This window comes from Methylobacterium sp. P3_A11 (assembly GCF_056403155.1).
Map to the genome: position 1 here is coordinate 27,654 of NZ_JBFUGA010000045.1, position 24,489 is coordinate 52,142.

At 69.2% G+C, this 24,489-nt stretch carries 21 protein-coding genes; 13 read left to right on the forward strand and 8 right to left on the reverse strand.

Annotation, left to right across the window (positions count from 1 at the left end; all coding sequences use genetic code 11):
- Positions 1 to 95 precede the first annotated feature (95 nt).
- Both AC1DXK_RS15480 and AC1DXK_RS15485 read right to left on the reverse strand, forming a co-directional pair.
- Positions 96 to 1,283 (reverse strand): DUF1501 domain-containing protein, encoded by a 1,188-nt coding sequence (locus AC1DXK_RS15480; RefSeq protein WP_477298274.1) that lies wholly within the window; start codon positions 1,281 to 1,283, stop codon positions 96 to 98.
- Entirely contained in the window at positions 1,280 to 2,806 is a 1,527-nt protein-coding gene (locus tag AC1DXK_RS15485) for a DUF1800 domain-containing protein (protein WP_477298276.1), read from the reverse strand. The genes AC1DXK_RS15480 and AC1DXK_RS15485 overlap by 4 nt, the downstream gene beginning before the upstream one ends.
- Before the next feature lie 200 nt (positions 2,807 to 3,006).
- On the opposite strand from AC1DXK_RS15485, the gene AC1DXK_RS15490 reads away from it, so the two are divergent.
- Positions 3,007 to 4,620 carry a peptide chain release factor 3 gene (locus AC1DXK_RS15490; RefSeq protein ID WP_457107725.1) on the forward strand — a complete coding sequence of 538 codons (1,614 nt, stop codon included), beginning with the start codon at positions 3,007 to 3,009 and terminating at the stop codon, positions 4,618 to 4,620.
- Between the two features lie 48 nt (positions 4,621 to 4,668).
- Here AC1DXK_RS15490 and AC1DXK_RS15495 read toward each other — a convergent pair whose 3' ends face one another.
- Positions 4,669 to 5,127 (reverse strand): response regulator, encoded by a 459-nt coding sequence (locus AC1DXK_RS15495; protein ID WP_457107726.1) that lies wholly within the window; start codon positions 5,125 to 5,127, stop codon positions 4,669 to 4,671.
- A gap of 7 nt (positions 5,128 to 5,134) precedes the next feature.
- Entirely contained in the window at positions 5,135 to 5,602 is a 468-nt protein-coding gene (locus AC1DXK_RS15500) for a BLUF domain-containing protein (RefSeq protein WP_457107727.1), read from the reverse strand.
- A gap of 305 nt (positions 5,603 to 5,907) precedes the next feature.
- On the opposite strand from AC1DXK_RS15500, the gene AC1DXK_RS15505 reads away from it, so the two are divergent.
- The 5 genes from AC1DXK_RS15505 (at position 5,908) to AC1DXK_RS15525 (ending at position 11,571) form a co-directional block, all read left to right on the forward strand.
- Positions 5,908 to 7,293, forward strand: coding sequence for a flagellar hook protein FlgE (locus AC1DXK_RS15505; RefSeq protein ID WP_457107728.1), 1,386 nt, complete (start codon positions 5,908 to 5,910; stop codon positions 7,291 to 7,293).
- Between the two features lie 34 nt (positions 7,294 to 7,327).
- Complete coding sequence (flgK, locus tag AC1DXK_RS15510; RefSeq protein WP_457107729.1) at positions 7,328 to 9,211, forward strand: flagellar hook-associated protein FlgK; 1,884 nt, start codon at positions 7,328 to 7,330, stop codon at positions 9,209 to 9,211.
- A gap of 2 nt (positions 9,212 to 9,213) precedes the next feature.
- A complete protein-coding gene (locus AC1DXK_RS15515; RefSeq protein ID WP_457107730.1) occupies positions 9,214 to 10,818 on the forward strand; it encodes a flagellin in 1,605 nt (534 codons plus the stop codon).
- Between the two features lie 167 nt (positions 10,819 to 10,985).
- Complete coding sequence (locus AC1DXK_RS15520) at positions 10,986 to 11,246, forward strand: hypothetical protein (RefSeq protein WP_457107731.1); 261 nt, start codon at positions 10,986 to 10,988, stop codon at positions 11,244 to 11,246.
- Position 11,247: 1 nt separating this feature from the next.
- Complete coding sequence (locus tag AC1DXK_RS15525) at positions 11,248 to 11,571, forward strand: porin (RefSeq protein ID WP_457107732.1); 324 nt, start codon at positions 11,248 to 11,250, stop codon at positions 11,569 to 11,571.
- Between the two features lie 8 nt (positions 11,572 to 11,579).
- Here AC1DXK_RS15525 and AC1DXK_RS15530 read toward each other — a convergent pair whose 3' ends face one another.
- The 3 genes from AC1DXK_RS15530 to AC1DXK_RS15540 are packed head-to-tail and all read right to left on the reverse strand — an operon-like array spanning position 11,580 to position 13,561.
- Positions 11,580 to 12,053 (reverse strand): hypothetical protein, encoded by a 474-nt coding sequence (locus AC1DXK_RS15530; RefSeq protein ID WP_457107733.1) that lies wholly within the window; start codon positions 12,051 to 12,053, stop codon positions 11,580 to 11,582.
- Entirely contained in the window at positions 12,040 to 12,399 is a 360-nt protein-coding gene (locus AC1DXK_RS15535; RefSeq protein ID WP_457107734.1) for a rod-binding protein, read from the reverse strand. The genes AC1DXK_RS15530 and AC1DXK_RS15535 overlap by 14 nt, the downstream gene beginning before the upstream one ends.
- Positions 12,400 to 12,424: 25 nt before the next feature.
- Positions 12,425 to 13,561, reverse strand: coding sequence for a flagellar basal body P-ring protein FlgI (locus tag AC1DXK_RS15540; RefSeq protein WP_457107735.1), 1,137 nt, complete (start codon positions 13,559 to 13,561; stop codon positions 12,425 to 12,427).
- A 241-nt stretch (positions 13,562 to 13,802) separates the two neighbouring features.
- Here AC1DXK_RS15540 and AC1DXK_RS15545 point away from each other — a divergent pair, with 241 nt between their 5' ends.
- A complete protein-coding gene (locus AC1DXK_RS15545) occupies positions 13,803 to 14,231 on the forward strand; it encodes a flagellar assembly protein FliX (RefSeq protein WP_457107736.1) in 429 nt (142 codons plus the stop codon).
- Positions 14,232 to 14,509: 278 nt separating this feature from the next.
- On the opposite strand, the gene AC1DXK_RS15550 is transcribed toward AC1DXK_RS15545, so the two are convergent.
- Positions 14,510 to 15,445: a metal ABC transporter substrate-binding protein gene (locus AC1DXK_RS15550; RefSeq protein WP_457108332.1), complete on the reverse strand. Its 936-nt coding sequence runs from the start codon at positions 15,443 to 15,445 to the stop codon at positions 14,510 to 14,512.
- Between the two features lie 168 nt (positions 15,446 to 15,613).
- Between AC1DXK_RS15550 and AC1DXK_RS15555 the strand changes: the two genes are divergently transcribed.
- From AC1DXK_RS15555 to oxc, 6 genes are all read left to right on the forward strand, one after another.
- Positions 15,614 to 16,162, forward strand: a complete 549-nt coding sequence (locus tag AC1DXK_RS15555) for a Spy/CpxP family protein refolding chaperone (RefSeq protein ID WP_457108331.1) — start codon at positions 15,614 to 15,616, stop codon at positions 16,160 to 16,162.
- 34 nt (positions 16,163 to 16,196) lie between these two features.
- A complete protein-coding gene (locus AC1DXK_RS15560; RefSeq protein WP_477298281.1) occupies positions 16,197 to 17,957 on the forward strand; it encodes an ABC transporter ATP-binding protein in 1,761 nt (586 codons plus the stop codon).
- A 90-nt stretch (positions 17,958 to 18,047) separates the two neighbouring features.
- On the forward strand, positions 18,048 to 19,136 hold the full coding sequence (locus AC1DXK_RS15565) for a branched-chain amino acid aminotransferase (protein WP_457108329.1): 1,089 nt from the start codon (positions 18,048 to 18,050) through the stop codon (positions 19,134 to 19,136).
- 242 nt (positions 19,137 to 19,378) lie between these two features.
- Positions 19,379 to 21,184 (forward strand): DEAD/DEAH box helicase family protein, encoded by a 1,806-nt coding sequence (locus tag AC1DXK_RS15570; protein ID WP_457108328.1) that lies wholly within the window; start codon positions 19,379 to 19,381, stop codon positions 21,182 to 21,184.
- A gap of 134 nt (positions 21,185 to 21,318) precedes the next feature.
- Positions 21,319 to 22,605 (forward strand): oxalate/formate MFS antiporter, encoded by a 1,287-nt coding sequence (gene oxlT / locus AC1DXK_RS15575; RefSeq protein ID WP_457108327.1) that lies wholly within the window; start codon positions 21,319 to 21,321, stop codon positions 22,603 to 22,605.
- Positions 22,606 to 22,652: 47 nt separating this feature from the next.
- The gene (oxc, locus tag AC1DXK_RS15580) at positions 22,653 to 24,398 is read left to right on the forward strand and encodes an oxalyl-CoA decarboxylase (protein WP_457108326.1); all 1,746 of its coding nucleotides are present in this window, start codon (positions 22,653 to 22,655) and stop codon (positions 24,396 to 24,398) included.
- Positions 24,399 to 24,489 lie beyond the last annotated feature (91 nt).

Below are 24,489 nucleotides of genomic sequence, written 5' to 3' on the forward strand. Positions count from 1 at the left end.
GCCCTGGGTCGCTTCGCTGCGCTCGCGATGACGGTGGCGCCGAAAGCCCAGGCTTGAGAGGGACGGGTGGGTGCGACGCTTCGGCGACTCGGCCCCTACAGCAGCGCGAGATCCGTCGTGTCGGTGCTCGGGAAAATCCGGCGCAGGCTCGCCTGATCGAGGCCGTACAGGCGCCGGAACAGGCTGCCGAGCAGCCCCCGGTAGTCGGTGAGGACCGGATAATCCCGGTTCTGGAACAGGTGCGCCTCGTCGGCCCGGACCTGCGGTCCCGCGATGCGGCCGCCCCGGACGCCGCCGCCCAGGATCCAGTAGACGCTGCCGTGACCGTGATCCGTGCCGCGGTTGCCATTCTCCCGGAACGTGCGCCCGAACTCGGACAGCACCACCACGACCGTGTCGGACCAGCCGGACCCGATCTCCTCGACAAAGCCGGAGAGGCCGCGTCCGAGTTCGCCGAGCCGGTCGGCGAGGTAGCCGGTGCCGGCGCCCTGGTTCACGTGGGTGTCCCAGCCCCCGACATCCACGAAGCCGAGATTGAACGTGTCGCGCATCAGGCGGCCGATCCGCCGGGCCGACAGCTCGAAGCCCTTGGGCGAAACCGCCCCCCGGTCGGCCTGCGCCGCATGGTCGGAGATCGACTGGTAGACCGCGTCGCGCACCCGGAACCCCTCGGCCACGGCGGCGGCCAGCTTGGTGTCGCTGTACATGGCGGCGATGAGGCGGGCCTGCCGGTCGTCAATGCCGGGCTTGCCGACGCCGTTGATGGCGATGTTCGGCACCGTCTCGCGGCCCCGGAAGATCAGCGGCATCTGGTCTGTGAAGGCGATCGGCCGGATCCGGGTCAGCTCGGCGGCGAGCCGGGCCATGAAGCCGGAATTGTAGTCGCGGGCGGAGCCCACGTTCTGGCCCATCTCGATCGTGTCCTGGGTCTCGAAATGGCTCCGGGTCAGGTCGTCGGTGCCGGCGGAGGGTACGAACGCCGCCTGACCGTTCGCGTAGAGCGGCAGGAGCGTGTCCCGAAGCGCCGGGTGCAGGCTCCAGTCGCCGTCGAGCGCCAGGGCAGCCTTGGGGTCCGCGGCGTCCGACTTGGCGATCGCGAGATGCGGCCTCGACCGGTAGTAGAAATCGCTCCCGGTGGGGATCACCACGTTGGCGGCGTCGTAGGCGCCGCGCAGGAACACCACGAGGAGGCGCGCATCGGCCTTCGGGGCCGCCCAGACGCGGCCGGCCACCGTGGACAGGCCCAGCGCCGCGGCGGCGCGGATCAGATCGCGACGGTTCATCGCATGAACTCCGGCGAGGCGAGGTAGAGGGTGTTCCAGTCCTGCGGCGAGACCGCTTGGGCGAGGGCCGCCCGCGTCGCCGCCGACAGGGTGGCGGACACGGTCGAGAAGTAGAGCCCGTTGGCGAGCACCGGAAAGGCCGGCTCCTCGGCCTGATCGGGCGGCGCCGGTTTGAACAGGCCGGCCGATCCGGACCCGATCTGCCGGGCGATCTCGAACCGCGTCGCGAGCTGCCCCGGACCGCTCCAGGCGGCGGCGTCGAGGGGGTACCCGTCCGGCGTCGAGCGGTTGAACAGCCCCTCGCCGAGGCGGTTCAGCCAGCCGAGCACCGGGCCGGCATTGCGGATCACGCGCTGGTCGTAGGCCATGCGCAGGGCCGAGAAGACGTAGCGCACCGGAACCTTGAAGGCGCCGCTGCGCTCGGCCGTCAGCGCCGGTTCGCGCGCCAGGGCCTCCGTCACGGCGGCGATGTCGCCGTCGCTCCGGCTGAAGACGGCCGCGAGCCGGGCCACGAGCGCCTCGTCCGGCGCCTGACCCAGGAGGTAGGCGGCGAGCGCCCGAGAGACGTTCGTCGCGGTGGCGGGGCTGCGGGCGATCAGGTCCACCGCCTCTTCGACCTCCAGCCAGCCGCGGCCCTGGATGTGCCCGCCGAGGAAGACCTTGTCGCCGTAATCATGCCGGTTCGGGTTGAATTCGAACAATCCGTCCCGCCGGAAGTCGGCGGCGTGGTCGGGGCGGAGCTTCGGATCCTCGGGCTTCAGGTCGATGCCGATTCCGGTGAGGATCCGGGCCAGCGCCTCCACGTCGCCCTGCGTGTAGCCGGAGCCGACACCCATCGTGTGCAGCTCCATGATCTCGCGGGCGTAGTTCTCGTTGATGCGGCCGGCGGCGTTGTCGGCATTGTCGAGGTAGCGCAGCATCGCCGGGTGGCGCAGGCTCGCCATGAGCAAGTCGCGGAATCGCCCGAGGGCGTGCGGGCGGATCGCCGTGTCGAGGTAGTCGCCCACGGCGGCGCGCAGGGTGGACTTGCCCTGGTGGACGTTGAACCGGTTGAACCAGAACCACGTCAGCCGCTCGCGCAGCTGGTCCGGGCTGTAGAGCGCCCGGAGCACCCAGACGGAGGCGGCGTTCCGCGCATGCGTGTTCAGCGCGGCCTGGAACGCCTGCTGGGCGGCCTTCCGGGCGTCGGGATCCGCGATGTCCTTGAACGCCTTGGCCTGCGCGTCGAGGGCCTGGGCGCGTTCGAGCAGGCTGCCCTGCGGCGTCAGCGCGTCGACCTCGGCCTGCGCGGCCGGTGGCAGGCGCGTTTCGGTCGGCGGATGGAGCTGTGCCTGCAGCCAGCGCACCCGTCCTTCGGCCTGAAGCTGCGCGAAGGACGCGGGCGAGGCCCCCCAGGTCAGGGCATTGAGGAAGGCGGCGTCGGCGGCCGCGGGCGGCGGCGCGTCCGCCGCACGGAGGCCCGCGCTCGCCGAGGCCAGCAGCAGCGTGGTCACGAGAAGACGGCGTGTGGCGGCGCGCGACATCGGAGCCTTGCCCGGACGGTGGATCGGCCGGGGCAGCCTGTTGCCGGCGCCCTGTACCGTGCCTGAAAGGCCGCCCCGTGAAGCCCGCGTCTTTGCCAATATCGGGGCTTGCCGCTACACGATCCCGAGATCCACCGCCCGAGACCGCGCGAGGCCGCGCGCCGCGCGACCACGTTCCGCCGACCCAGAGCGTTCGCTCCATGCTGATGCAGACCAAGACCGAAGCGAAGCCGGCCGATCCGGTGGCGCGGCGGCGCACCTTCGCGATCATCTCCCACCCGGACGCGGGCAAGACCACGCTCACCGAGAAGCTGCTGCTGTTCGGGGGCGCGATCCAGCTCGCCGGCGAGGTCAAGGCCAAGCGCAACCGGGTCTCGACCCGCTCCGACTGGATGGGCATCGAGAAGGAGCGCGGCATCTCGGTGGTCACCTCGGTGATGACCTTCGAGTACGGCGACTGCGTCTTCAACCTCCTCGATACGCCCGGCCACGAGGATTTCTCGGAGGATACCTACCGGACGCTGACGGCGGTCGATTCGGCCGTGATGGTGATCGATGCGGCGAAGGGCATCGAGGCGCGCACGCGCAAGTTGTTCGAGGTCTGCCGTCTCCGCGACATCCCGATCGTCACCTTCATCAACAAGCTCGACCGTGAGGCCCGCGACCCGTTCGAGCTGCTCGACGAGATCGAGAAGACGCTCGCCCTCGACGTCGCCCCAGTCACGTGGCCGATCGGCACCGGCCGCAACTTCTCGGGAACCTATGAGCTCGGCGGCAACCGCGTGCGCCGGCTCGACGCCGCCGAGGATGCCGGGATGGTGGCGGTGTCCGGTCCGGACGACCCGCTGTTCGACGAGCTGCTCACCGAGAACGGCGCCGCGGCTGCGTGGCGCGAGGAGGTGGAGCTCGCCGAGGGCGGCCTCAAGCCGTTCGACCTCGACGCGTTCCGCGAAGGCCACCTGACGCCGGTCTTCTTCGGCTCGGCGCTGCGCAATTTCGGCGTGCGCGACCTCATCGACGGYCTCGCCAAGGTCGCGCCCCCGCCCCGCGGCCAGGACGCCGACAAGCGCCTCGTGGAGCCCACGGAGCCGCGCATGACCGGCTTCGTGTTCAAGATCCAGGCGAACATGGACCCGAACCATCGGGACCGCATCGCCTTCATGCGGGTCTGCTCGGGCAAGCTGAACCGGGGCATGAAGGCGCGACTGGTGCGCACCGGAAAGCCGATCTCGCTGTCGGCCCCGCAATTCTTCTTCGCGCAGGACCGCGCCATCGCGGACGAGGCCTATGCCGGGGACGTGGTCGGCATCCCGAATCACGGCACCCTCCGGATCGGCGACACGCTCACCGAGGGCGAGGATCTGGTGTTCCGCGGCGTGCCGAGCTTCGCTCCCGAGATCCTGCGCCGGATCAAGCTCACCGACGCCATGAAGGCCAAGAAGCTGCGCGAGGCGCTCCAGCAGATGGGCGAGGAGGGCGTCGTCCAGGTCTTCGTTCCGCAGGACGGCAGTCAGGCGATCGTCGGCGTGGTCGGCGCGCTCCAACTCGACGTGCTCAAGGAGCGGCTCCAGGCCGAATACGGCCTGCCGGTGGATTACGAGACCTCACGGTTCTCGGTCTGCCGTTGGGTGTCGTCCGACTCGGAGGCCGACCTCGACAAGTTCATCGATTCGCACGGCTCGGCCATGGCCAAGGACCTCGATGGGGCGCCGGTCTTCATGGCGACGACCGCCTTCTCCCTCCGCTACGAGGAGGAGCGCTATCCGGCGGTGCGGTTCACCGACGTGAAGGACTATCAGAAGCGGGCGGCGTGAGGGGGCGAAGGGCGCTCGTCCCGCGGCTGCCCCTGCAGGACAGGCGCCTCAGAACTTCCCCAGCATCGGGAATTCCACGCTCAGGCTCGACTCGGCCGCCATCGGCGCCTCGCGCTTGCGCGGCTTGCGGTTGAGCACCTGTTTCAGCTTCGTCTTCAGCACCGCCATGTCGAACGGCTTGAGGATGAAGGCGTCGGCACCCGCCTGGTGGGCGAGGTTGATGTCCTCGAAATCGAAGGACGATTCGGTGAGCATGAAGGGCGTGTTCATCAGCGCGTCGTCGGCGCGGATCTCGCGCAGCAGGCTGAGCCCGTCCATCGGCTCCATGTCGAGATCGGAGATCACCAGGGCGTAGCGGCGCTGCCGCATCCGCTCCAGCGCCTCGGGCGCGTTGGTGACACCTTCCACATCGGGGAAGCCGATGCGGGTCATCAGCATCACGATGAGCCGGAGGAGCTTCTCCTGGTCGTCGACGATGAGGATCGGGGGCGTATCGCTCTCGGACATCGGCGACTCAGATGAAGAGGTGGTCGATGCCCTGACGGGTCATCGCGTCGGCTTGGAGCGACAGGCAGAGGCTGTGGATCGCGGACGCCTTCGGCGTGCCGCGCTGGAGCATCGGCAAGAGGTTGGCCTTGGCGAACAGCGTGTCGTTGCCGGCGGTGCGCTGCGCGCTCTTGAACGAATGGACGAACTCGCGCTTGGTGATCTCGCGCCACTCGTTGATCTGAACTTCCCGGTGCCGGCTGTCGGCGCTCACGCGGTCGAACGTCTCGTGCACCGACGTGCGCTCGCCCTCGATCACCTGGCAGGCGAAATTGCCCTCGATGATCATGAAGCTCGTGATCACCGCGAACTCGTTCTTCTTCTGGGCGGTCCGGCCGATCTCGTTGATCTGCTCTGATCTCTTCGCCGGGTCCGACGACAGATTGAGACGCGAGAAGTAGATGATGTGGACGAGGCTGGTCCGTTTCGCCCGCATGACCCCGAGATCCGAAATCCGTACCCGTTCAGTGCTTCCGGGCAGGACGCTCCGCGCCCGAACCTAGCCCGGCGGGCATCATCGCGCGTCTGGAATAACACCCCGTAAACGTCGCGGGCCGCGCGAGCGGGACCGTACCGGGAGACATCGCACCCGGCAGGATCTGCCGAGCCGGCCGCCGCGCTCGGCGAAGCCTGCCGGGTCCCGGGCGCCAGGGCTCTGATTTATCAAGGGCTTAGCCCTGGCACGACGGTTGCGGACCCCGAATCTGCGGGTCAGTGCGGCGCGCATCGGGATCGTTCGCCATGGATCTTTTCACCGCCCTTCAGACCTCGGTCTCCGGACTCCAGGCGCAATCCTACGCCATCAGCAACATCTCCGGGAACATCGCGAACTCGCAGACGACCGGCTTCAAGCGGATCGACACCAGCTTCGTCGACCTGATGTCCGAATCGACGCCGAAGCGCGAGGTCGCCGGATCGGTGCTGGCCCAGTCGCAGCTCACCAATACGCTGGCGGGCAACATCGTCTCGTCGAGCGTGCCCACCAACATGGCCATCAACGGCCAGGGCTTCTTCACCGTGGTGCAGAAGACCGGCGACGCGAGTGGCGCCGCGACGTTCGGCGGCACCAACCTGTATACGCGCCGTGGCGACTTCTCCCAGGACAAGGACGGCTATCTCGTCAACGGCGCGGGCGGGTACCTGACCGGATCCAATCTCGATCCGATCACGGGTCAGACGACCAGCACCGGGCTGATCAAGCTCGGGAACACGTCGCTTCCGGCCCAGGCGACGACGACGATCACCTACGCGGCCAATCTGCCCGCGACTCCCAACACGTCGGCCTCCTCGACATCGGGCTCTGATCTCTACGACCAGAATGCCTCGGCCGTCGTGCTCAACGGTACCGGGCAGACGGGCGTCAAGGTCGATTCGACCCAGGCCGGCGCCGTTACGACCTTCCTGAGCAACAGCATCGCGGGTCCGTCTTTGCCAATCTACACGTCGACGGGTGCGCCGGTTACGCTGACGACACGCTGGGCCAAGGTTCAGGATGCCTCGACGACGCCGTCCCAGCCGGCGAAGTGGAACCTGTACTACGCGACCGACCCGACCGCGCTCAGCACATCCGACTGGAACAATGTCGGCACGACCTTCACGTTCGACTCGACCGGCAAGCTGACATCCCCGTCGGGCAACCCGGTCGCTCTCGGTCCGGTGACGATCGGCGACTACACCTATTCGAACCTGAACATGAACATCGATTCGGCGGGCCTGACGCAGTACGCCGACACGTCAGGCGCGGCGACGACCAATTCGCTGACGCAGAACGGGAACAGTTCCGGTACGCTCACGAGCGTCGCGATGGGTGCGGACGGCAAGGTCAACGGGACCTTCTCGAACGGCTCGGTGGTGGCCCTCGCCTCCGTGGGGATCGTCAACTTCGCAAATCCCGACGGGCTGAAAGCCGATTCCAACGGAAACTATCTTCAGTCGGCCGATTCCGGGCCGCCGCTGGCGGGTCTCAACGGCAGCACCATCTCGGGCGCCAGCGTCGAGCAATCCAATACCGACATTGCGACCGAGTTCTCTAAGATGATCGTAACCCAGCAGGCCTACTCTGCGAACACGCGTGTGATGTCGACGGCCCAGACGATGATGTCTGATCTGCTCAACGTGATCCGCTGATTGACGACGGGATTCGAGCCGCGGAGGCCGTGACATGTCGCTGAACGCGATTTCCACCGCGACCGCAGGGCTGGCCGCCACGCAGGCGGCGATCAACGTCGTCTCGCAGAACGTCGCCAATGCCGGCACGGCGGGCTACGTCAAGCGCACCCTCTCGACGGTCGCCAACGGCCCCAACAATTCGGGTGTCGCCGTCGGGCAGATCACCCGCAGCTTCGACGCTGCGGCCCTGAACCAGCTCCGGCTGGAGACCTCGGGGGCGGCCTACACCAGCACCAAGTCCGGAATCGCCACTCAGCTCGATGCGCTCTACGGGACGCCGGGCAGTTCGACCTCCCTCGACGGCACGCTCAACACCTTCACCGAATCCCTCCAGGAGCTTGCCGCCAATCCGACCTCGGCGGCCGCGCGCACGACGGTCCTGGGCAACGCCTCGGCACTGGCCAGCCTGATCAACAGCTCCGCCGGCACGGTGCAGAACCTGCGCACCGGAATCGAATCGCAGCTCGGCACCGACACGAGTGCCGCGAGCACGATCCTGTCCAACATCGCGAAGCTGAACGGCAAGATCCAGAACACCACCGACAGCGCGTCCCTGACCGACCTGCAGGACCAGCGCGATCAGGCGATCAACAGCCTGTCGAGTTACATGGACGTGCAGACGGTCCAGCAGCGGGACGGCACTGTCTCGGTCATGACCCAGTCGGGCGTGACGCTGGTGGATCGCGGGAACGCTGCGAGCCTGAGCTTCGACGGGCGCGGGGTCCTCGACGCCTCCGCAAGCTACGCCACCGATCCGAGCCAGCGCACGGTGGGCACCATCACGGCGACGCTGCCGGGCGGCGGCAAGATCGATCTCGGCGCGCCGGGCGTGCTCCGGTCCGGCAGCCTGGCCGCCGAGATCGAGATGCGCGACCAGACCCTGCCGCAGGCGCAGCGCCAGCTCGACGACCTCGCCGCCGGCCTCTCGACCGCGCTGACGAACACGACCACGACCGGGACTTACAGCGGGACCGACACGCAGGTCACCGTCCCGACGATGCAGCCCGGCAACACGATCACGTTCCCGGTCACCGACAACAACGGAGCGGTCCGCAACGTGACGCTGGTGGCCTCGGCGACCTCCAGCGGCACGATCGTGCCGGCCGCCCAGACGACGGACGCGAGCGGGCTGACGCTGACCTTCAACGCGAGCGGCGGCCCGAGCACCTACGCGGCGGCGATCCAGTCGGCGTTCTCCACCTTCAACCTATCGGGCGGCGCCTATCAATTGCCGACCCTGTCGGCGACCCCGGTGTCCTCGACCGCGACGAGCGCGACCCTGACGCTGGCGGCGGCCGGCAAGGTCGTCGCCGCGGCGACCGCCAACGTCTCGGCCGTCTCGGCCTCGGACCTGAACACCGGCAACCCGTCGATCGCGCTGTTCGTCGATGGCACCGGCAACAAGCTCTACACCGGTTCGTTCGACGGCGGCTCGCAGCTCACCGGTTTCGCGCAGCGCCTGACCGTGAACGGTGCCCTGTCGGGGAACACGTCGGCGCTCACGGCCACGAGCGCCACGGATACGAGCGCGTCGGGCGCGCGCGCGCAGAAGCTGTTCTCGGCGCTGACGTCCACCCAGCAGACCTTTTCGTCGTCCAGCGGCATCGGCGGCGTCTCGGCCCCCTACCGCGCGACCGTGGTGGGCTTCGCCCAGGACGTCATCGCTTCACAGGGGGCGGCGGCCTCGAACGCCTCGGCGCTCGACGCCACCCAGCAGACCGCGCTCTCCACGGCCCAGAGCCGGTTCTCCTCCGGGGCGGGGGTCAACATCGACCAGGAGATGTCGAACCTGATCGCCCTGCAGACCGCCTACGGCGCCAACGCCCGGGTGCTCACGGCGGCGCGCGATATGCTCACTCAGCTGCTGCAGATCTGATCATGACGACGATCGCCCCCTTCGCGGCCGGCTCCTACCTGACGACCCGGAATGCCTCGCAGCTCCTGACGCTGAAGAGCCAGCTCAACAACCTGTCGAACCAGCTTTCCAGCGGGCAGGTCTCGCAGACGTACGGGGGCCTGGGCTCCGGGCGCTCGACCGCCCTTGCCGCCCAGGCGACCCTCAGCGCGCTCAGCGGCTACGCGTCCGGCATCACCGCCGCGCAGACTCGGACCAGCATGGCGGTCACGAGCCTGACGCAGGTGGCGACCCTCGGGACCAGCACCGGAGCGGCGCTGCAGAACGGCCTGCAGAGCGTCGCGGCGAACTCGGTCGCCGGTCGCTCGACGGCGATGGCCAACCTGCAGACGGCGCTCGACACGCTCAACGAGTCGGCGGCGGGCAACTACCTGTTCGGCGGAACCAACACCACCACCCAACCGGTCGTCGACGCGGACAAGATCCTCAACGGCACGACCGATTCGGGCGGCAACAAGCTCGACGGTCTCTCGACCCTGATCTCGCAGCGGGTCACCGCGGAGCTCGGGGCAGGGGGCAACGGTCGCCTGACGCAGACGCCGGCCAATCCCACCACGACGGTCCAGGTTACCGAGGAGTCGAACGACGCGACCCGGGGGAAGTTCGGCTTCACCCTGGCCGGCGCACCGACGACGACCGGCTCGGCGCTCAGTTCGACCTACACGGCCGGCACCGGCACCAGCCCGGGCACCTTCACCCTGAATATGACGACCCAGCCGGCCGTCGGCGACACCGTGACGTTCGCGCTGAAGATGGCGGACGGCACCTCGACGACCGTTACGCTCACGGCCGCGACCAGCGCGGACCCGAAATCGACCACCAGCTTCGCCATCGGTTCGACGCCCGCGCAGACGATGGCGTCCCTGTCGACCACGCTGAACAATGCCTTGACGGGTGCGGCCGGCAGCACGCTGGCGGTCAACGCCACCGCGGCGGTCGCGTCGGATTTCTTCGCGGGCGCTGCGAATGGCGGCCCGTCGGGGTCCGGGGTCATGCCGCAGCGCATCGTGTACGACGCCAGCCAAAGGCCGGTCGGCTACACGGCAGCGACGCCCCAGAACACGGTGCTCTGGTACCAGGGCGAGAACACCTACGACACCTCGACGACGCCGGCCAAGCCGACCTCCGCGATCGACACGCAGTCGGTCCAGGTGAGCGCCACCGGCAGCGTCGGCACGGGTGCCCGGGCCAACGACCCCACGGTCCAAAACGTCCTGGCCGGCCTGGCGACCATGGCGTTCGGCCTGCCCACCACGAACGACGCCAACACCTACAACACCTACCAGACGGTGGCGACCAAGGCCGGCAGCCTGCTCGCCTCCGCCGACCATACGCCCAGCGTTCAGGACACGGTCACGCAGCTCACCATCGCGGCGACGCGGCTCTCGAACGCCAGCACCACCAACAAGGCCACGCAGAACACCGTCCAGAACACCCTCGACGGAATTGAACAGGCGCCCACCGAGGAAGTCGTGGCCAAGCTTCTCGACGTACAGAACCGGCTCCAGGCCAGCTATCAGGTGACCGCCACGCTCTCGAAGCTGTCGCTTGTGAACTACATCAGCTGACGCCAATGCCGAGATCGAACCGGAACCGCGCGGCGTCGGCCGATTGCGGGGCGGCGTGAGAATGCGTCGTCTTGAGCCGCAATGACCATAGTCTTGCCGCTTTCCGGGATTGATCCTCGAATCATCGACGCGCACGTGCGCTGATTCTCGATCGAGGAGAGGCCGGCATGCCGCTGTCCGGACCGATCGCACTGATCCTTCGTCTCGGAGCCGCACCCCCGTGCAACGCGCGCGTCTTGGTGGAGCGGACCGTCGAAACGTATGTCGCGGGCTATGGACACCCCGACGAGTGCGCCATCGCCCTCGACATCCTCCTGCGCGACCTCGCCCGTCTGCGCATCCTCGAGCCCGATCTTGACCGATCGATCACCGAGGTCGAGCGCTACATCGACGGGCTGCACCGGGATCTCGCGCGCCGGGCCGCCTGAGATGCGCGGCCGTCTGGGGTTGCCGATGGCCGTCGCGGCGGTCCTGGCCCTCGGCGGGACGGCCGCGGCCGTCGACGTCCGGAAGGCGCCCGTCACCCCCGCGCCGGTGCCGTGCCCGTCCAAGGGGCAGGGCTTCATGCGCCTGCCCGGAAGCGACAACTGCATCCGCATCTCGGGGCGCGTCACCGCCGGGGCGGACCTGCGCGCCGGCCACGGCCTCGCGGCCGTCCCGGCCGTTTCCGCCCGACTCGCGATCGACAACCGCGCCGACACCGATCTCGGCGAGGTCCGGACCTACCTTCGGATCGGCACCGGCCGCCGCTGAGCCGCGATTTACAGGTTCCGCGACAGGACCAGCGGGCCGCTGCGGACACCGCGACCGTAGGGGGAGGGCGCCGGCGTCTGCCGACCATACCCCGTGGGCATTTGCGCCCGACCGATCTCCTCAGCCAGGGTCTTGATCAGCCCTTCCGACACGGTCTTGGCGCTGGCGAGCACCGTCTGGTTCGCCTCCACGGCCGCGGTGAAACGGCGATGGGCCACCCGCAGGGTCTCGACCCCGTCGGGATGGAAGCGCTTCAGCGCCACGGCATTCGCCTTCGCGACCTCGAGCCCCTGCATGTAGGCGGCGGCCAGCGCCGCCTTCGGCTCGGCTGCGGCCACACCCTCCTGAAGCCGGCCCTCCCGGACGTAGGCGGCCTCCTCGTCGAGCACGGCCTCGAGGGCAGCCATGTTGCTGAGCACGCCGGCCACCAGCGCCTCGGCGGTGACGCGGTCCGCGACGCGCAGCGGTTCAGCCCTTTGCATGGATCGCTCCCTCGCCCGCCGCACCCTGCATCTTCATGATCTCACGAAAAACCGAATCGGCGATCCCGACGCCGCCGCTCTTCACGATCTGGGTCGCGTATTCCTTGGTCAGCATCGAGCGGTAGACGCCGCCGCCGGTGCCGTTCTCGCCGAGGGGACCGTCGGTGCCCTCCGACTGGGTCAGGCGATCCAGGCTGTTCTCCAGGAACATCGACTCGAACTCGGTCGCGGTCTTCCAGGCCTTCGCCTTGTTGGCGGTCTTGATGATCCCGTCGACGGCGCTCCCGGCGGCCGAAGTCCCGACGCTGGCGGCGGCGCTGGCCGCGAGACTGGCGAGTTGCAGCATGGTTCGACCCTCCGCGTCCGGTTCGTCACATCAATTCGATATCGGCCTGGAGCGCGCCGGCGGCCTTGATCGCCTGGAGGATCGAGATCAGATCCCGCGGGCCGACGCCCAGCGCGTTGAGGCCATCGACCAGCTCGCGCAGGCTCACGCCTTCCTTGACCAGGGCGAGCTTGTTGCCGTCGCCGGTGTCGACCTTCAGGCCGGTGCGCGGCACCACCACGGTGCGGCCGTTGGACAGCGGCGCCGGCTGGCTCACCTGCGGCTGCTCGGTGATGGTCACGGTGAGGTTGCCCTGGGCGATCGCCACCGTGGAGACGCGCACGTCCCGGCCCATCACGATGATGCCGGAGCGCTCGTCGACCACGACCCGGGCGGTCTGGTCGGGCTCGACCTTCAGCTGCTCCACCTCGGTGATCAGGCGGATCATGTTGCCGTTGTAGCGGGCCGGGATCTGGATCGTGACCGTGGCCGGATCCGTGGGCTCGGCCGTGTCGGCGCCCATGAAGTCGTTGATCGCCGCGGCGATCCGCTTCGACGTGGTGAAGTCGGGGTTGCGCAGGGACAGGCGCAGGGAGCGGGCGTCGTTCAGCTTGAACGCGATCTCGCGCTCGATGTTGGCGCCGTTGGAGATGCGGCCGTTCGTGGGCACGCCGCGGGTGATCTTGGCGGCGTCGCCCTCGGCCGAGAAGCCTGCGATCGCCACCGAGCCCTGCGCCAGCGCGTAGACCTCGCCGTCCGCGCCGAGCAGTGGCGTCACCAGAAGGGTGCCGCCCTGGAGGGACTTGGCGTCGCCCAGCGACGAGACCGTCACGTCCATCCGGGTACCCTGCGCCGCGAAGGGCGGCAGGTTGGCCGTCACCATCACGGCGGCGAGGTTCTGCGTCCGCATGGTCGCGCCGCGCGTGTTGACGCCGAGCCGTTCCAGCATGGCCTGGAGGGACTGCTTGGTGAACGGGATGTTGTTGAGCGTGTCGCCGGTGCCGTTGAGGCCGACCACGATGCCGTAGCCGACGAGCTGGTTCTGGCGCACGCCCTCGATGGAGGCGAGGTCCTTGACGCGCGACAGGGCGAAGGCCGGGCCGGGCAGGGCGGCGATCAGCACGGCGCCCGCGAGGGCACCGAGCAGAAACCTGAGAAGACTGAACGCGTGACGCGGGCGCATGCCGGATGTTCGAGGGTAAACGGACCTGCCGCCATCCTGCCAGGGTCGTGCCAGTCGCGCTGACGCCGCAAGCCTTTGAACAGACTGTATCTTTCTCGCCTGCCGAAACCGGGAGGCCTCGGGATGCCGGCACAGAAGCTGCCGACCCGGCAGCTTCTGCCGGCTCGTTTACCCGCGCTTAACCCTGCAGGCCGAGTTTCCGGTTCTGCGCGGGGGCGCTTGGAGCAACGCGAGCCGGATCATGCGTGTCGAGACTCGCCAGCCGATCCAGAGCGCGGGCGGTGTCGCGGCCGCCCGGCGACCCGAGGGTGGCGCCGGCTTCAGCCTCGGCGCCGCTCCTGCCTCCACTTCGGGCGCCGGGGCGCCGGCCGCCGCCGCCTCGCTGGCAGGGCTCGATGCGGTCCTTCTGCTCCAGACCGAGGCCGACACCCCGCAGGAGCGCCGTCGGCGCACGGCCAAGCGCGGACAGGATCTGCTCGACGGCCTGGACCGGCTGAAAGCCGCGCTGCTCGGCGGCCGCGTCGCCCCGCAGGACCTGCGTGCCATCGCCGGCCGGTTGAACGAGCGCGCCGGTCTCTCCGGCGATCCGAGGCTCGACGGCCTGATGGCCGAGATCGAGCTGCGCGCCGCCGTTGAATTGGCCAAGCTCGAGATTGCGCGAAGCGTCTGATCGGGCTTTGCGGGGATCTGCAAGTCTCGGCCTCGACATCGCTTTTCGATGGTCGAGACCCTGAGATCCGGGAGCGCCTTCGTGCGCTGGACCGGCAGCCCGCTCGGGCGCTTTGCAGGCTAGAGCCGTTCCCGATCGTGTTGCAACGGTCGGGAAGGACGGCGAGCCCGGTCTCGCCAGCCGCGCCAGGCCCCCTCTCCCGCACGGGAGAGGGGACCCGCGCCTCGTTCGGCACGGGCTCGCCGATCGTATTCGTCCCAACCCGATCGGGAACGGCGCTAGCTCGGCCCCAGCGCCGCCGAGAAGGCCCGCAGGTTGGCCCGCATCATGTCGAGATAGGTCGGCGCCTGGCCGCCCGGGCCGGAGAGCGCGTCGGAATAGACCTTGCCGCCGACGCGCGCGCCGCTCTCGCGGGCGATCTGCTCCATCTGGCGCGGGTCGCTGATGTTCTCCAGGAACACGGCCGGGACGCGGTCCCGGCGGATCTGGCGGATGATCGCTCCAACATCCCGTGGGCTCGCCTCGCTGTCGGTCGATACGCCCTGCGGCGCCACGAAGCGCAGGCCGTAGGCCGCCGCAAAGTAGCCGAACGCATCATGGGTCGTGATGATCTGCCGCCGCTCCGGCGGGATGCCGGCGATCGTCGTGCGCACGTCCCGATCCAGCGCGTCGAGTTGGGCGAGGTAGAGGACCGCGGCCTCCCGGTAGGCGTCGGCATGGGCCGGGTCGACCTTGGCGAGGCCGTCGCGGATATTGGCGACGTACGTCCGCACATTGGCGACGTCCTGCCAGGCATGCGGATCCACGGCGTGGTCACCGTGGCCGTGATCGCCATCGCCGTGGGCATGCTCGTCCTGGGCGGGGATCGGCTTCACGCCTGACGCCGCGATCACCACCGGGGCGCGGGTGCCGGAGGCGCGGATCAGCCGGTCGAGCCAGCCCTCGAGCCCGAGGCCGTTGACGAACACGATGTCGGCCTCGGCGACCTTGCGCGCATCGGCCGGCGAGGGGCTGAAGCCATGGGCGTCGGAATCCGGCCCGACCAGGGTCGCCACCGCCACATGGGCGCCGCCGACCTGTCGGACGAGGTCGCCGAGGATCGAGAAGCTCGCCACCGCCCGGATCGGCTTGCCCTCGGCGACGGCCCGGGCCGACCCCGCGAAGCAGAGCCACAGAGACAGGGTCGCGAGTGCCGCAATCCGGACTGTTCTCATCGCGCCCCGCACCATCCCACCCGTCCCACAGCTCCGATCGCGCCTGCCAGTAATGTAACATTGTTACATACACAAGCGGGATACACGCCCGCTGTTTCCTGCGCAGCATCGGGCATCGTCTCGGGGCGCCGGCTCCGATGACGTCCCGAGCGTAAGACGGAGGTTTGCATGTCCCGACGTGTGAGAGCGGCCATTCTGGTGACCGGAGCCCTCGGCCTGGGGCTCGCCGGCGCGGCCGTGGCCCGCGACCGCGGCCCCGAGGGTTTCCGCGGGCCGGGTCGCTGGAGTTCCCTGACCCCCGAGGACCGCGCAGCGTTCACGGATGCCCGCATCGCCGCCCTGCATGCCGGCCTGAAGCTCAACGCCGATCAGGAGAAGCTGTGGCCGCCGGTGGAATCGGCGATCCGCGATATGGCCAAGATGCGCCAGCAGCGCCGTGAGGCCATGCGCGACCGGCCCAAGTTCGGCGACGACGCGCCAGCGGCCCTGCGCGCGATGGCGGATGCCGCGACCGCGCGAGGGGAGGCCCTGCGCAAGCTCGCCGACGCGTCGCAGCCGCTCTACGCCAGCCTCGATCAGGACCAGAAGCGGCGCGCCATGATCCTCGCCCGGCCCATGGGACCGATGGGCGGTCACGGCATGGGTGACCAGGGCATGGGCGGTCGCTGGCATCGCGGCCACGACGATGACCGTGGGCCGGGCGGCGACGACCGCTGACCAAAGACCTTGATCCGCGGCGGCGGGGGGGGGGATGGCGCGCCTTCCCGGCGACACCGCTTCCCTTCTCGCCCGGCTCTGGCGCACCTGGCTCTACCCGCACCGGGCGACGCTCACCGTGGTGCTGGTGCTGATCGCGCTGGTCGGCGCCTCGACCGGGCTCTACCCGGCGCTGATCAAGGCCGCCTTCGACGCTTTCGACCGCAAGGATTCGGCGGCGATCGCCTACGGGCCGCTCGTCGTGATCGTGGTGACGGCCACCCGCGGCTTCGCCCTCTACGGCCAGACGGTGCTGACCAACCGCGTGGTCACACGGGTCGAGGCCGACATGCAGGCGGCGCTCTACGGGCACCTGATCGACTCCGATCTCGCCCAGCTCGGCCGGGAGAGCCCGGCGGCGCTGACCCAGCGTTTCACCACCGACTTCGCGTTCATCAAGGAGGCGCTGACCCGCATCTCCACCGTGCTCCTGCGCGACATCGCCATGCTGATCGGCCTCGTGGCGGCCCTGATCTGGATGGATCCGGTGCTGACCCTCGTGGCGGGGGTCACGGTCCCGTTCGTGGCGGGACCGATCGGGCGGATCGGCAGGAAGCTCCGCCGGGTTTCGACTTCCACGCAGGAGCAGATGGGCGCCACCGCCAGCCTGATCTCCGAGAGCCTCCAGGGCGCCCGGGTCGCCAAGACCTACGCGATGGAGGCCTACCTCAAGGGCCGCGCCGCCGAGGCCCTCGACGAGGTGCGCCGCCTGAAGATGAAGGCCGCCAATGCCCGCGGGCGCCTCGACCCGCTCCTGGAGATCGGCGGCGGGATCGCGGTGGCGGGGGTGCTGGTGCTCGTCGGCCAGCGGGTCCTGGCGGGGGAGAAGACGGTCGGCGACTTCACCGGCTACGTGGCCGCCTTGCTCCTTGCGGCGCAGCCGGCGCGGGCGCTGGGGAACCTCAACGCCATTCTGCAGGAAGCGGCCGCGGCGCTCCGGCGCTACTTCGACGTCATGGACGAGGCGCCCGCCATCCGCGAGGCGTCCGAGGCCCGGCCGCTCAGGGTCGAGCAGGGGGCGATCCGCTTCGCCGACATCCACTTCCGCTACCGGCCGGACGCCCCGGCCCTGGAGGGCATCGACCTCGCCGTCCCCGCAGGTTCGGTCACCGCCCTGGTCGGGCGCTCGGGTTCGGGCAAGTCGTCGCTGCTCAACCTCGTTCCGCGCCTCTACGACGTGACCGAGGGTGCCGTGACCATCGACGGGCAGGATGTGCGCGCCGTGACCCTGGGGTCGCTGCGCGCCGCCGTGGCGGTGGTCTCGCAGGAGGTCGTGCTGTTCGACGACACGATCGCGCGGAACATCGGCTTCGGCCGTCCCGAAGCCACCCGGGCGGAGATCGAGGCGGCGGCGCGCGCGGCCGCGGCGCATGACTTCGTGACCGCGCTGCCGGAGGGTTACGAGTTCCGGGTCGGCCCAGCCGGAGGCCGGCTCTCGGGGGGCGAACGCCAACGCGTGGCCCTCGCCCGTGCCTTCCTGAAGGATGCGCCGATCCTGCTCCTCGACGAGGCGACCTCGGCCCTGGATTCGGAATCGGAGCGCCTCGTCCAGGAGGCCCTGACCCGGTTGATGCGCGGACGCACCACCCTGGTGATCGCCCATCGCCTCTCGACGGTGCGCGAGGCCGATCAGATCGCCGTCCTGGAGGCCGGCCGCGTGATCGAGACCGGGCGGCACGACGCGCTGGTCGCGGCCGGGGGCGCCTATGCGCGCCTGCACCGTCTCCAGCTGTCGGAGCCCGCGACGGCGGAGTGACGCGCATCCGCGGCGGCGCCGACATGCGCCGGCTCCGTAGATTCGCGCGGCGGAGCACGCCATAAGGACTCAGTCGATGAGGACCACACCGTGAGCGACCTGACGTTCGAGATCAAAAGTCATCCCGCCCCGCGGACTGCCGAGGAGCGGGCCGCCCTGATGGCCAATCCCGGCTTCGGCAAGGTGTTCACCGACCATATGGTGGTGGCGCGCTATACGGCCGGTCGCGGCTGGCACGACGCGCGGATCCAGGCCCGTGAGGCGATCCCCCTCGATCCCGCCTCGGCGGTGCTGCACTACGCGCAGGAGATCTTCGAGGGATTGAAGGCCTACCGCACCGCCGACGGCGGCGCCGCCCTGTTCCGACCCGACGCCAACGCGCGCCGCTTCCGCCATTCGGCCGAGCGCCTGGCGATCGCGCCGTTCCCCGAGGACGCCTTCGTCGAGGCGATGCGCAAGCTCGTCGAGATCGATCGCGCCTGGATTCCCGACACGCCCGACGGCAGCCTCTATCTCCGGCCGTTCATGATCGCCACGGAGGCGTTCCTGGGCGTCAGGCCGGCTTCCGAATATCTGTTCATCACCATCGCGTCGGCGGTGGGCTCGTATTTCAAGGATCCGAACAGCACCGTCACCGTCTGGGTGTCTGAGCATTACACGCGGGCCGCTCCGGGCGGCACCGGCGCGGCCAAGTGCGGCGGCAACTATGCGGCGAGCCTCGCCGCGCAATCCGAGGCCGCGGCCCAGGGCTGCGAGCAGGTCGTCTTCCTCGATGCGGTCGAGCGCCGCTTCATCGAGGAACTCGGCGGCATGAACGTGTTCTTCGTGTTCGAGGACGGCACGCTGGTCACGCCGCCGCTCTCGGACAGCATCCTGCACGGCATCACCCGCGATTCGGTGATCACGCTGGCGCGGGAATCCGGTCTCTCGGTCAAGGAGGAGCCCTACACGATCGACGCCTGGCGCGCCGATGTCCGGGCGGGACGCCTGACCGAGGCCTTCGCCTGCGGCACCGCCGCGGTGATCACGCCGATCGGCACCGTGAAGGGCCGCGAAGAGAGCTTCACCATCGGGAACGGCAAGGCCGGTCCCGTGGCCCAGCGGCTTCGCAACCTCCTGGTGGACATCCAGAGGGGCAACACGAACGACGCGCATGGCTGGTTCCAGAAGGTCTTCTAGGACCGCGCGTCAGCCTGCACGGGAGGCGGGCGGGATGGTCTTGCCCCGCCCGCATGCCCGCGGGACCCCTGGCGCGCGTCCGCTTGCACGCCTCGGGACAGGGGAAGGGCTCCCCGTCGACCGACGCGGCCTCATGAAGCCCGGCCCATGCCGTCGTCCTGCCGAACCCGCCCCGCGCTCCGGTACATCGGGATGAGGGCCATCTATCGGGCCATGCGGGCCGGGCCGGGGCGCCTCCGCGGATGACGGCCGTAGCGACCTCCGCCCCGAAGCCGGCGATCGGTCCATGGAACCCGGGCGTCCGGTCCGATCTGCCGACGGCCTTCCTGCCGCTGGTCACCGTCTACCGCCCGGAGCACGTCGAGACGCCGCTGCGCGACGCCTTCGATCTCAGCGACCTGTGCGGCTTGCCGGCCCGGCAGCTCACGCGCTTCCGGGCGAGCCGCCTGGTCGTCCACGAGGTGCTGATCCGGGTCATGTCGGACCTGTCCGTGCCTGTGGGCGCGGTCTACGCCGATCTCGGCGTGAACTTCCGGGCGATCGTCGCCACGATCCTGCGCGAGGGCATCGCGTCCCGCCTCGACGTGGTCGAGGCCGCGCTGCTGACGATCCGCGCCGAGGCCGATGCGGTCCTCGCCCGTGAAGTCGCGGCGATCCTGGACGACCGGCCGCCTGAGCCTGCACCCGAGCCCGGCTGGCTCGACCGGCTGCTCGGGCGCGCGCCCCCGGCCCGCCCGAGCGTGCGCGAAGACCTCGCGACCCGGGCGCTGCGCCATCTCGACGCCTGGCAGGCGCGGGCCGCCGAATCCGCCGACGGGCTGGAGATCGCCGCCTGCGAGGCCCTGCGTGCCGTGGTGTCCGGACTCATCGCCCGGCAGAACACCCTGGTCCGCGATGCCGCCCTGTTGCGGACCATCGCCGGGACGCTGGTATCGAACGGCTATGGCAGCCGCCGGATCGGCGAACGCATCGAACCCTGGATCGCGGCGGTGGTGGAGGCCCACGGCTATCGCCGGCTGGCGCCGCAGGACCATCCGGTGGTGATGAACGTCAAAGGGGCCTCGGCCTCCGGCAAGAGTACGATCCGACCCTACCAGCTGGACCTCGCCAGACGCCTCGGCATGGCATGGTCCGACTTCGCGGTGATCACGCCGGATGTCTGGCGCAAATACCTCCTCGACTACGACAGCCTCGGCGAGGCCTCCCGGTACGCCGGAACGCTGACGGGCTACGAGGTCGAGATCGTCGACATGAAGCTAGACCGCTACGTCACCCGCAAGGCGGCCGAGCGGCGGATCTCGAACCTGCTCATCGATCGGTTCCGGTTCGACAGCTTCCAGGCCGAGGCCGGCTCCGATGGCGGCGGCCAACTGCTTACCCGGTTCGGAGACCGGGTCTACATGCAGTTCATGGTCACGCCGCCCGCCGATACTGTCGAGCGCGCCTGGAAGCGCGGCGAACTGTTCGGCCGTTACAAGGCGGTCGAGGATCTCCTGGCCCACAACGTCGAGGCCTATACCGGCATGCCGCGCCTGTTCTTCAACTGGGCGCTCGCCCGGGACAAGCGGGTAGTCTGCGAGTTCCTCGACAACAGCGTGCCGCTCGGCGAGCGGCCGCGCACCATCGCGTTCTGGTCGGATGGGGTGCTCAACATCCTCGACGTGACGGGGCTGATCGACATCGACCGGTTCCGGAAGGTCGACATCTTTGCCCGCAGCCCCGAGGCGGTTTTCAAGGGCGTCGACCTCTCGGCACCCGCCAACACGGGCTTCCTGCGCGAATGTCTGCGCCGTATGCCCGCCATCCGCTTTGTCCAGGCCGAGACCGGCCGGGCGATCCTGCGGCTCGACCGCGGGCGGATCACGGCGCTGGACCGTGACGCCCTCGCGGCGGTCGGCGACGGACCGGAATGGGCGGCGGCGCGCGGACTGATCGGCGTGCCGACCGATCTGGCTTCAATCCCCCTCCTCGACGAGATCCTGAGCCCCGCCGACACCCCGACGCTGGGGGCGTGGGGCACGATTCCAGAGGCCGGGCAAACGGCATAATATCGCCGCCCTGACAGTTCATCCTGTCCGTCTCACGCTGGTATATTGCATACCTGGAACGGATGTGCATGATCGTCGGTGCACGAGAGACGCTGCCACCGGAAGGCCGCGGCGCCCAAAAGAGAGGCTCTGGGATGGAACGCCAAGATTCGCCGTCGGCGAAATGGTGGCAGCTCGCCTTCGGCGTGATCTGCATGGCCATGATCGCCAACCTGCAATACGGTTGGACCTTGTTCGTCGACCCGATCGACCAACGCTATCATTGGGGACGAGCTGCGATCCAGCTCGCCTTCACGCTGTTCGTCGCCACCGAAACCTGGCTGGTGCCCGTCGAGGCGTGGTTCGTCGACCGCTACGGCCCGAAGATCGTCGTCGCCTTCGGCGGCGTGATGATCGCCCTTGCCTGGACCATCGACGCCTACGCCGACAGCCTGTTCATGCTGTACCTCGGCGCCGTGATCGCCGGTATCGGCGCCGGCTCGGTGTATGGGACCTGCGTGGGCAACGCGCTGAAGTGGTTCCCCCATCGCCGCGGCCTCGCGGCAGGCGCTACGGCTGCCGGGTTCGGAGCCGGCGCGGCCATCACGGTGGTGCCGATCGCCCGGATGATCGCCACCAGCGGCTACCAGGACGCCTTCCTGTACTTCGGTCTCGGCCAGGGCGCCGTGGTGTTCGTCCTCGCCTTCCTGCTGCGCAAGCCGTCGACGATCACGCAGGTCCAGCGCAAGAGCCTGCGCCTGCCGCAGACCAAGGTCGACCGCAGCCCCCGCGAGGCCGTCCGCACGCCGGTCTTCTGGGTGATGTACGCGATGTTCGTGATGGTCGCCTCCGGCGGCTTGATGGCGGCGGCGCAGATTGCCCCGATCGCCCACGACTTCCAGGTGGCCGGCGTGCCGGTCAGCCTGTTCGGTCTCCAGATGGCGGCGCTGACGCTGGCGATTTCCCTCGACCGGATCTTCGACGGGTTCGGGCGGCCGTTCTTCGGCTTCGTGTCCGACCATATCGGCCGCGAGAACACCATGTTCATCGCCTTCTCGACCGCGGCGCTGGCGGTGATCGTCCTCCTGACCTACGGGCACAATCCGATGGTCTTCGTCCTGGCCACCGCAGTCTATTTCGGTGTGTTCGGCGAGATCTACTCGCTGTTCCCGGCGACATGCGGTGACACGTTCGGTTCGAAATACGCCGCCAGCAACGCCGGCCTGCTCTACACCGCCAAGGGAACGGCGGCGTTCCTCGTGCCCTTCGCTAGCCTGCTCTCGACGGCCTACGGCTGGTCGGCGGTGTTCACGCTGATCATCGTCCTCAACGTCACGGCGGCGGCCCTGGCCATGTTCCTGCTCCGCCCCATGCGAGCCCGCTATCTCGCCACGGAAGAGCCCCACGCGGCGCTCGCCGCCCAGCCGATCCGGGCGGCCTGAGCCCCGCCCGTCCCCCACACAGAAATCGACCCTTCGGAGATCCCGCGATGACTGCCCTGGCCAAGATCGTCCACACCGCACCAGAAATCGAGGCCGAGCCCGACCTGACCGACGGCTTCCACCTCGTCATCGACGCGCTCAAGCTCAACGGCATTGAGACGATCTACGGTGTCCCCGGCATCCCGATCACCGACCTCGGCCGCATGGCCCAGGCCGAGGGGATGCGGGTGATCTCGTTCCGCCACGAGCAGCATGCCGGCAACGCCGCGGCGATCGCCGGCTTCCTCACCCAGAAGCCGGGCATTTGCCTCACCGTCTCGGCTCCGGGCTTCCTCAACGGCCTGACGGCGCTCGCCAACGCCACGACCAACTGCTTCCCGATGATCCTGATCTCGGGCTCGTCCGAGCGCGAGATCGTCGATCTGCAGCAGGGCGACTACGAGGAGATGGACCAGCTCGCCATCGCGAAGCCCTTGTGCAAGGCGGCCTTCCGCGTGCTGCACGCCGCCGATATCGGCATCGGCGTCGCCCGCGCGATCCGGGCCGCCTGCTCGGGCCGGCCGGGCGGCGTCTACCTCGACCTGCCCGCCAAGCTGTTCGCCCAGGTGATGGATGCCGAGGCCGGCCGCCAGTCGCTGGTCAAGGTGATCGATCCGGCCCCCGCCCAGCACCCCGCCCCCGAGGCGATCGCCCGGGCGCTCGACGTCCTGAAATCCGCCAAGCGGCCGCTGATCGTGCTCGGTAAGGGCGCCGCCTACGCGCAGGCCGACGAGGCCATCCGGGCGCTGGTCGAGACCAGCGGCATCCCCTACGTGCCGATGAGCATGGCCAAGGGCCTCCTGCCCGACACCCACCCGCTCTCGGCCGGCGCGGCGCGCTCGACGGCGCTCAAGGACTCGGATGTGGTGCTGCTGATCGGCGCCCGGCTGAACTGGCTGCTGTCGCACGGCAAGGGCAAGAGCTGGGGCGAGCCGGGCTCGACCAAGTTCATCCAGATCGACATCGAGCCCCGCGAGATGGACTCGAACGTCGAGATCGTGGCTCCCGTCGTCGGCGATATCGCCTCCTGCGTGCAGGCGCTGCTGAACGGCATGGGCAAGGGCTGGCAGCAGCCCCCGTCCGACTGGATCGACACGCTCAAGACCAAGCGCGACGCCAACATCGCCAAGATGGCGCCGAAGCTCATGAGCAACGCCTCGCCCATGACCTTCCACGCCGCCCTCGGCGCCCTGCGCACCATCGTGAAGGAGCGGCCGGACGCGATCTTGGTCAACGAGGGCGCCAACACCCTCGACCTCGCCCGGGGCATCATCGACATGTACCAGCCGCGCAAGCGCCTGGATGTCGGCACCTGGGGCATCATGGGCATCGGCATGGGCTTCGCCGTCGCGGCCGCCGTCGAGACCGGCAAGCCGGTGCTCTGCGTCGAGGGTGACAGCGCCTTCGGCTTCTCCGGAATGGAGGTCGAGACGATCTGCCGGTACGGCCTGCCGGTCTGCATCGTGGTGTTCAACAACAACGGCATCTACCGCGGCACCGACACCGATCCGACCGGCCGCGACCCGGCCACGACGGTGTTCGTGCCGGATTCCCGCTACGACAAGATGATGGAGGCCTTCGGCGGCGTCGGCTACCACGTCACCACGCCGGACGAGCTGACCCGCGCGGTCAACGAGGCGATGAACTCGGGCCGCCCGGCCCTGGTCAACGCGGTCATCGACCCGGCCGCCGGCAGCGAGAGCGGCAACATCGGCAGCCTCAACCCGCAGAGCGGGATCAAGAAGAAGAAGTGAGGCCGAAACCCTCGCGAGATCTCTGATCCGAGACCATCGAAGCCGGGCTCGCGTGTCGAGCCCGGCTCTTTGCCTTGATTGGAACGGCGTC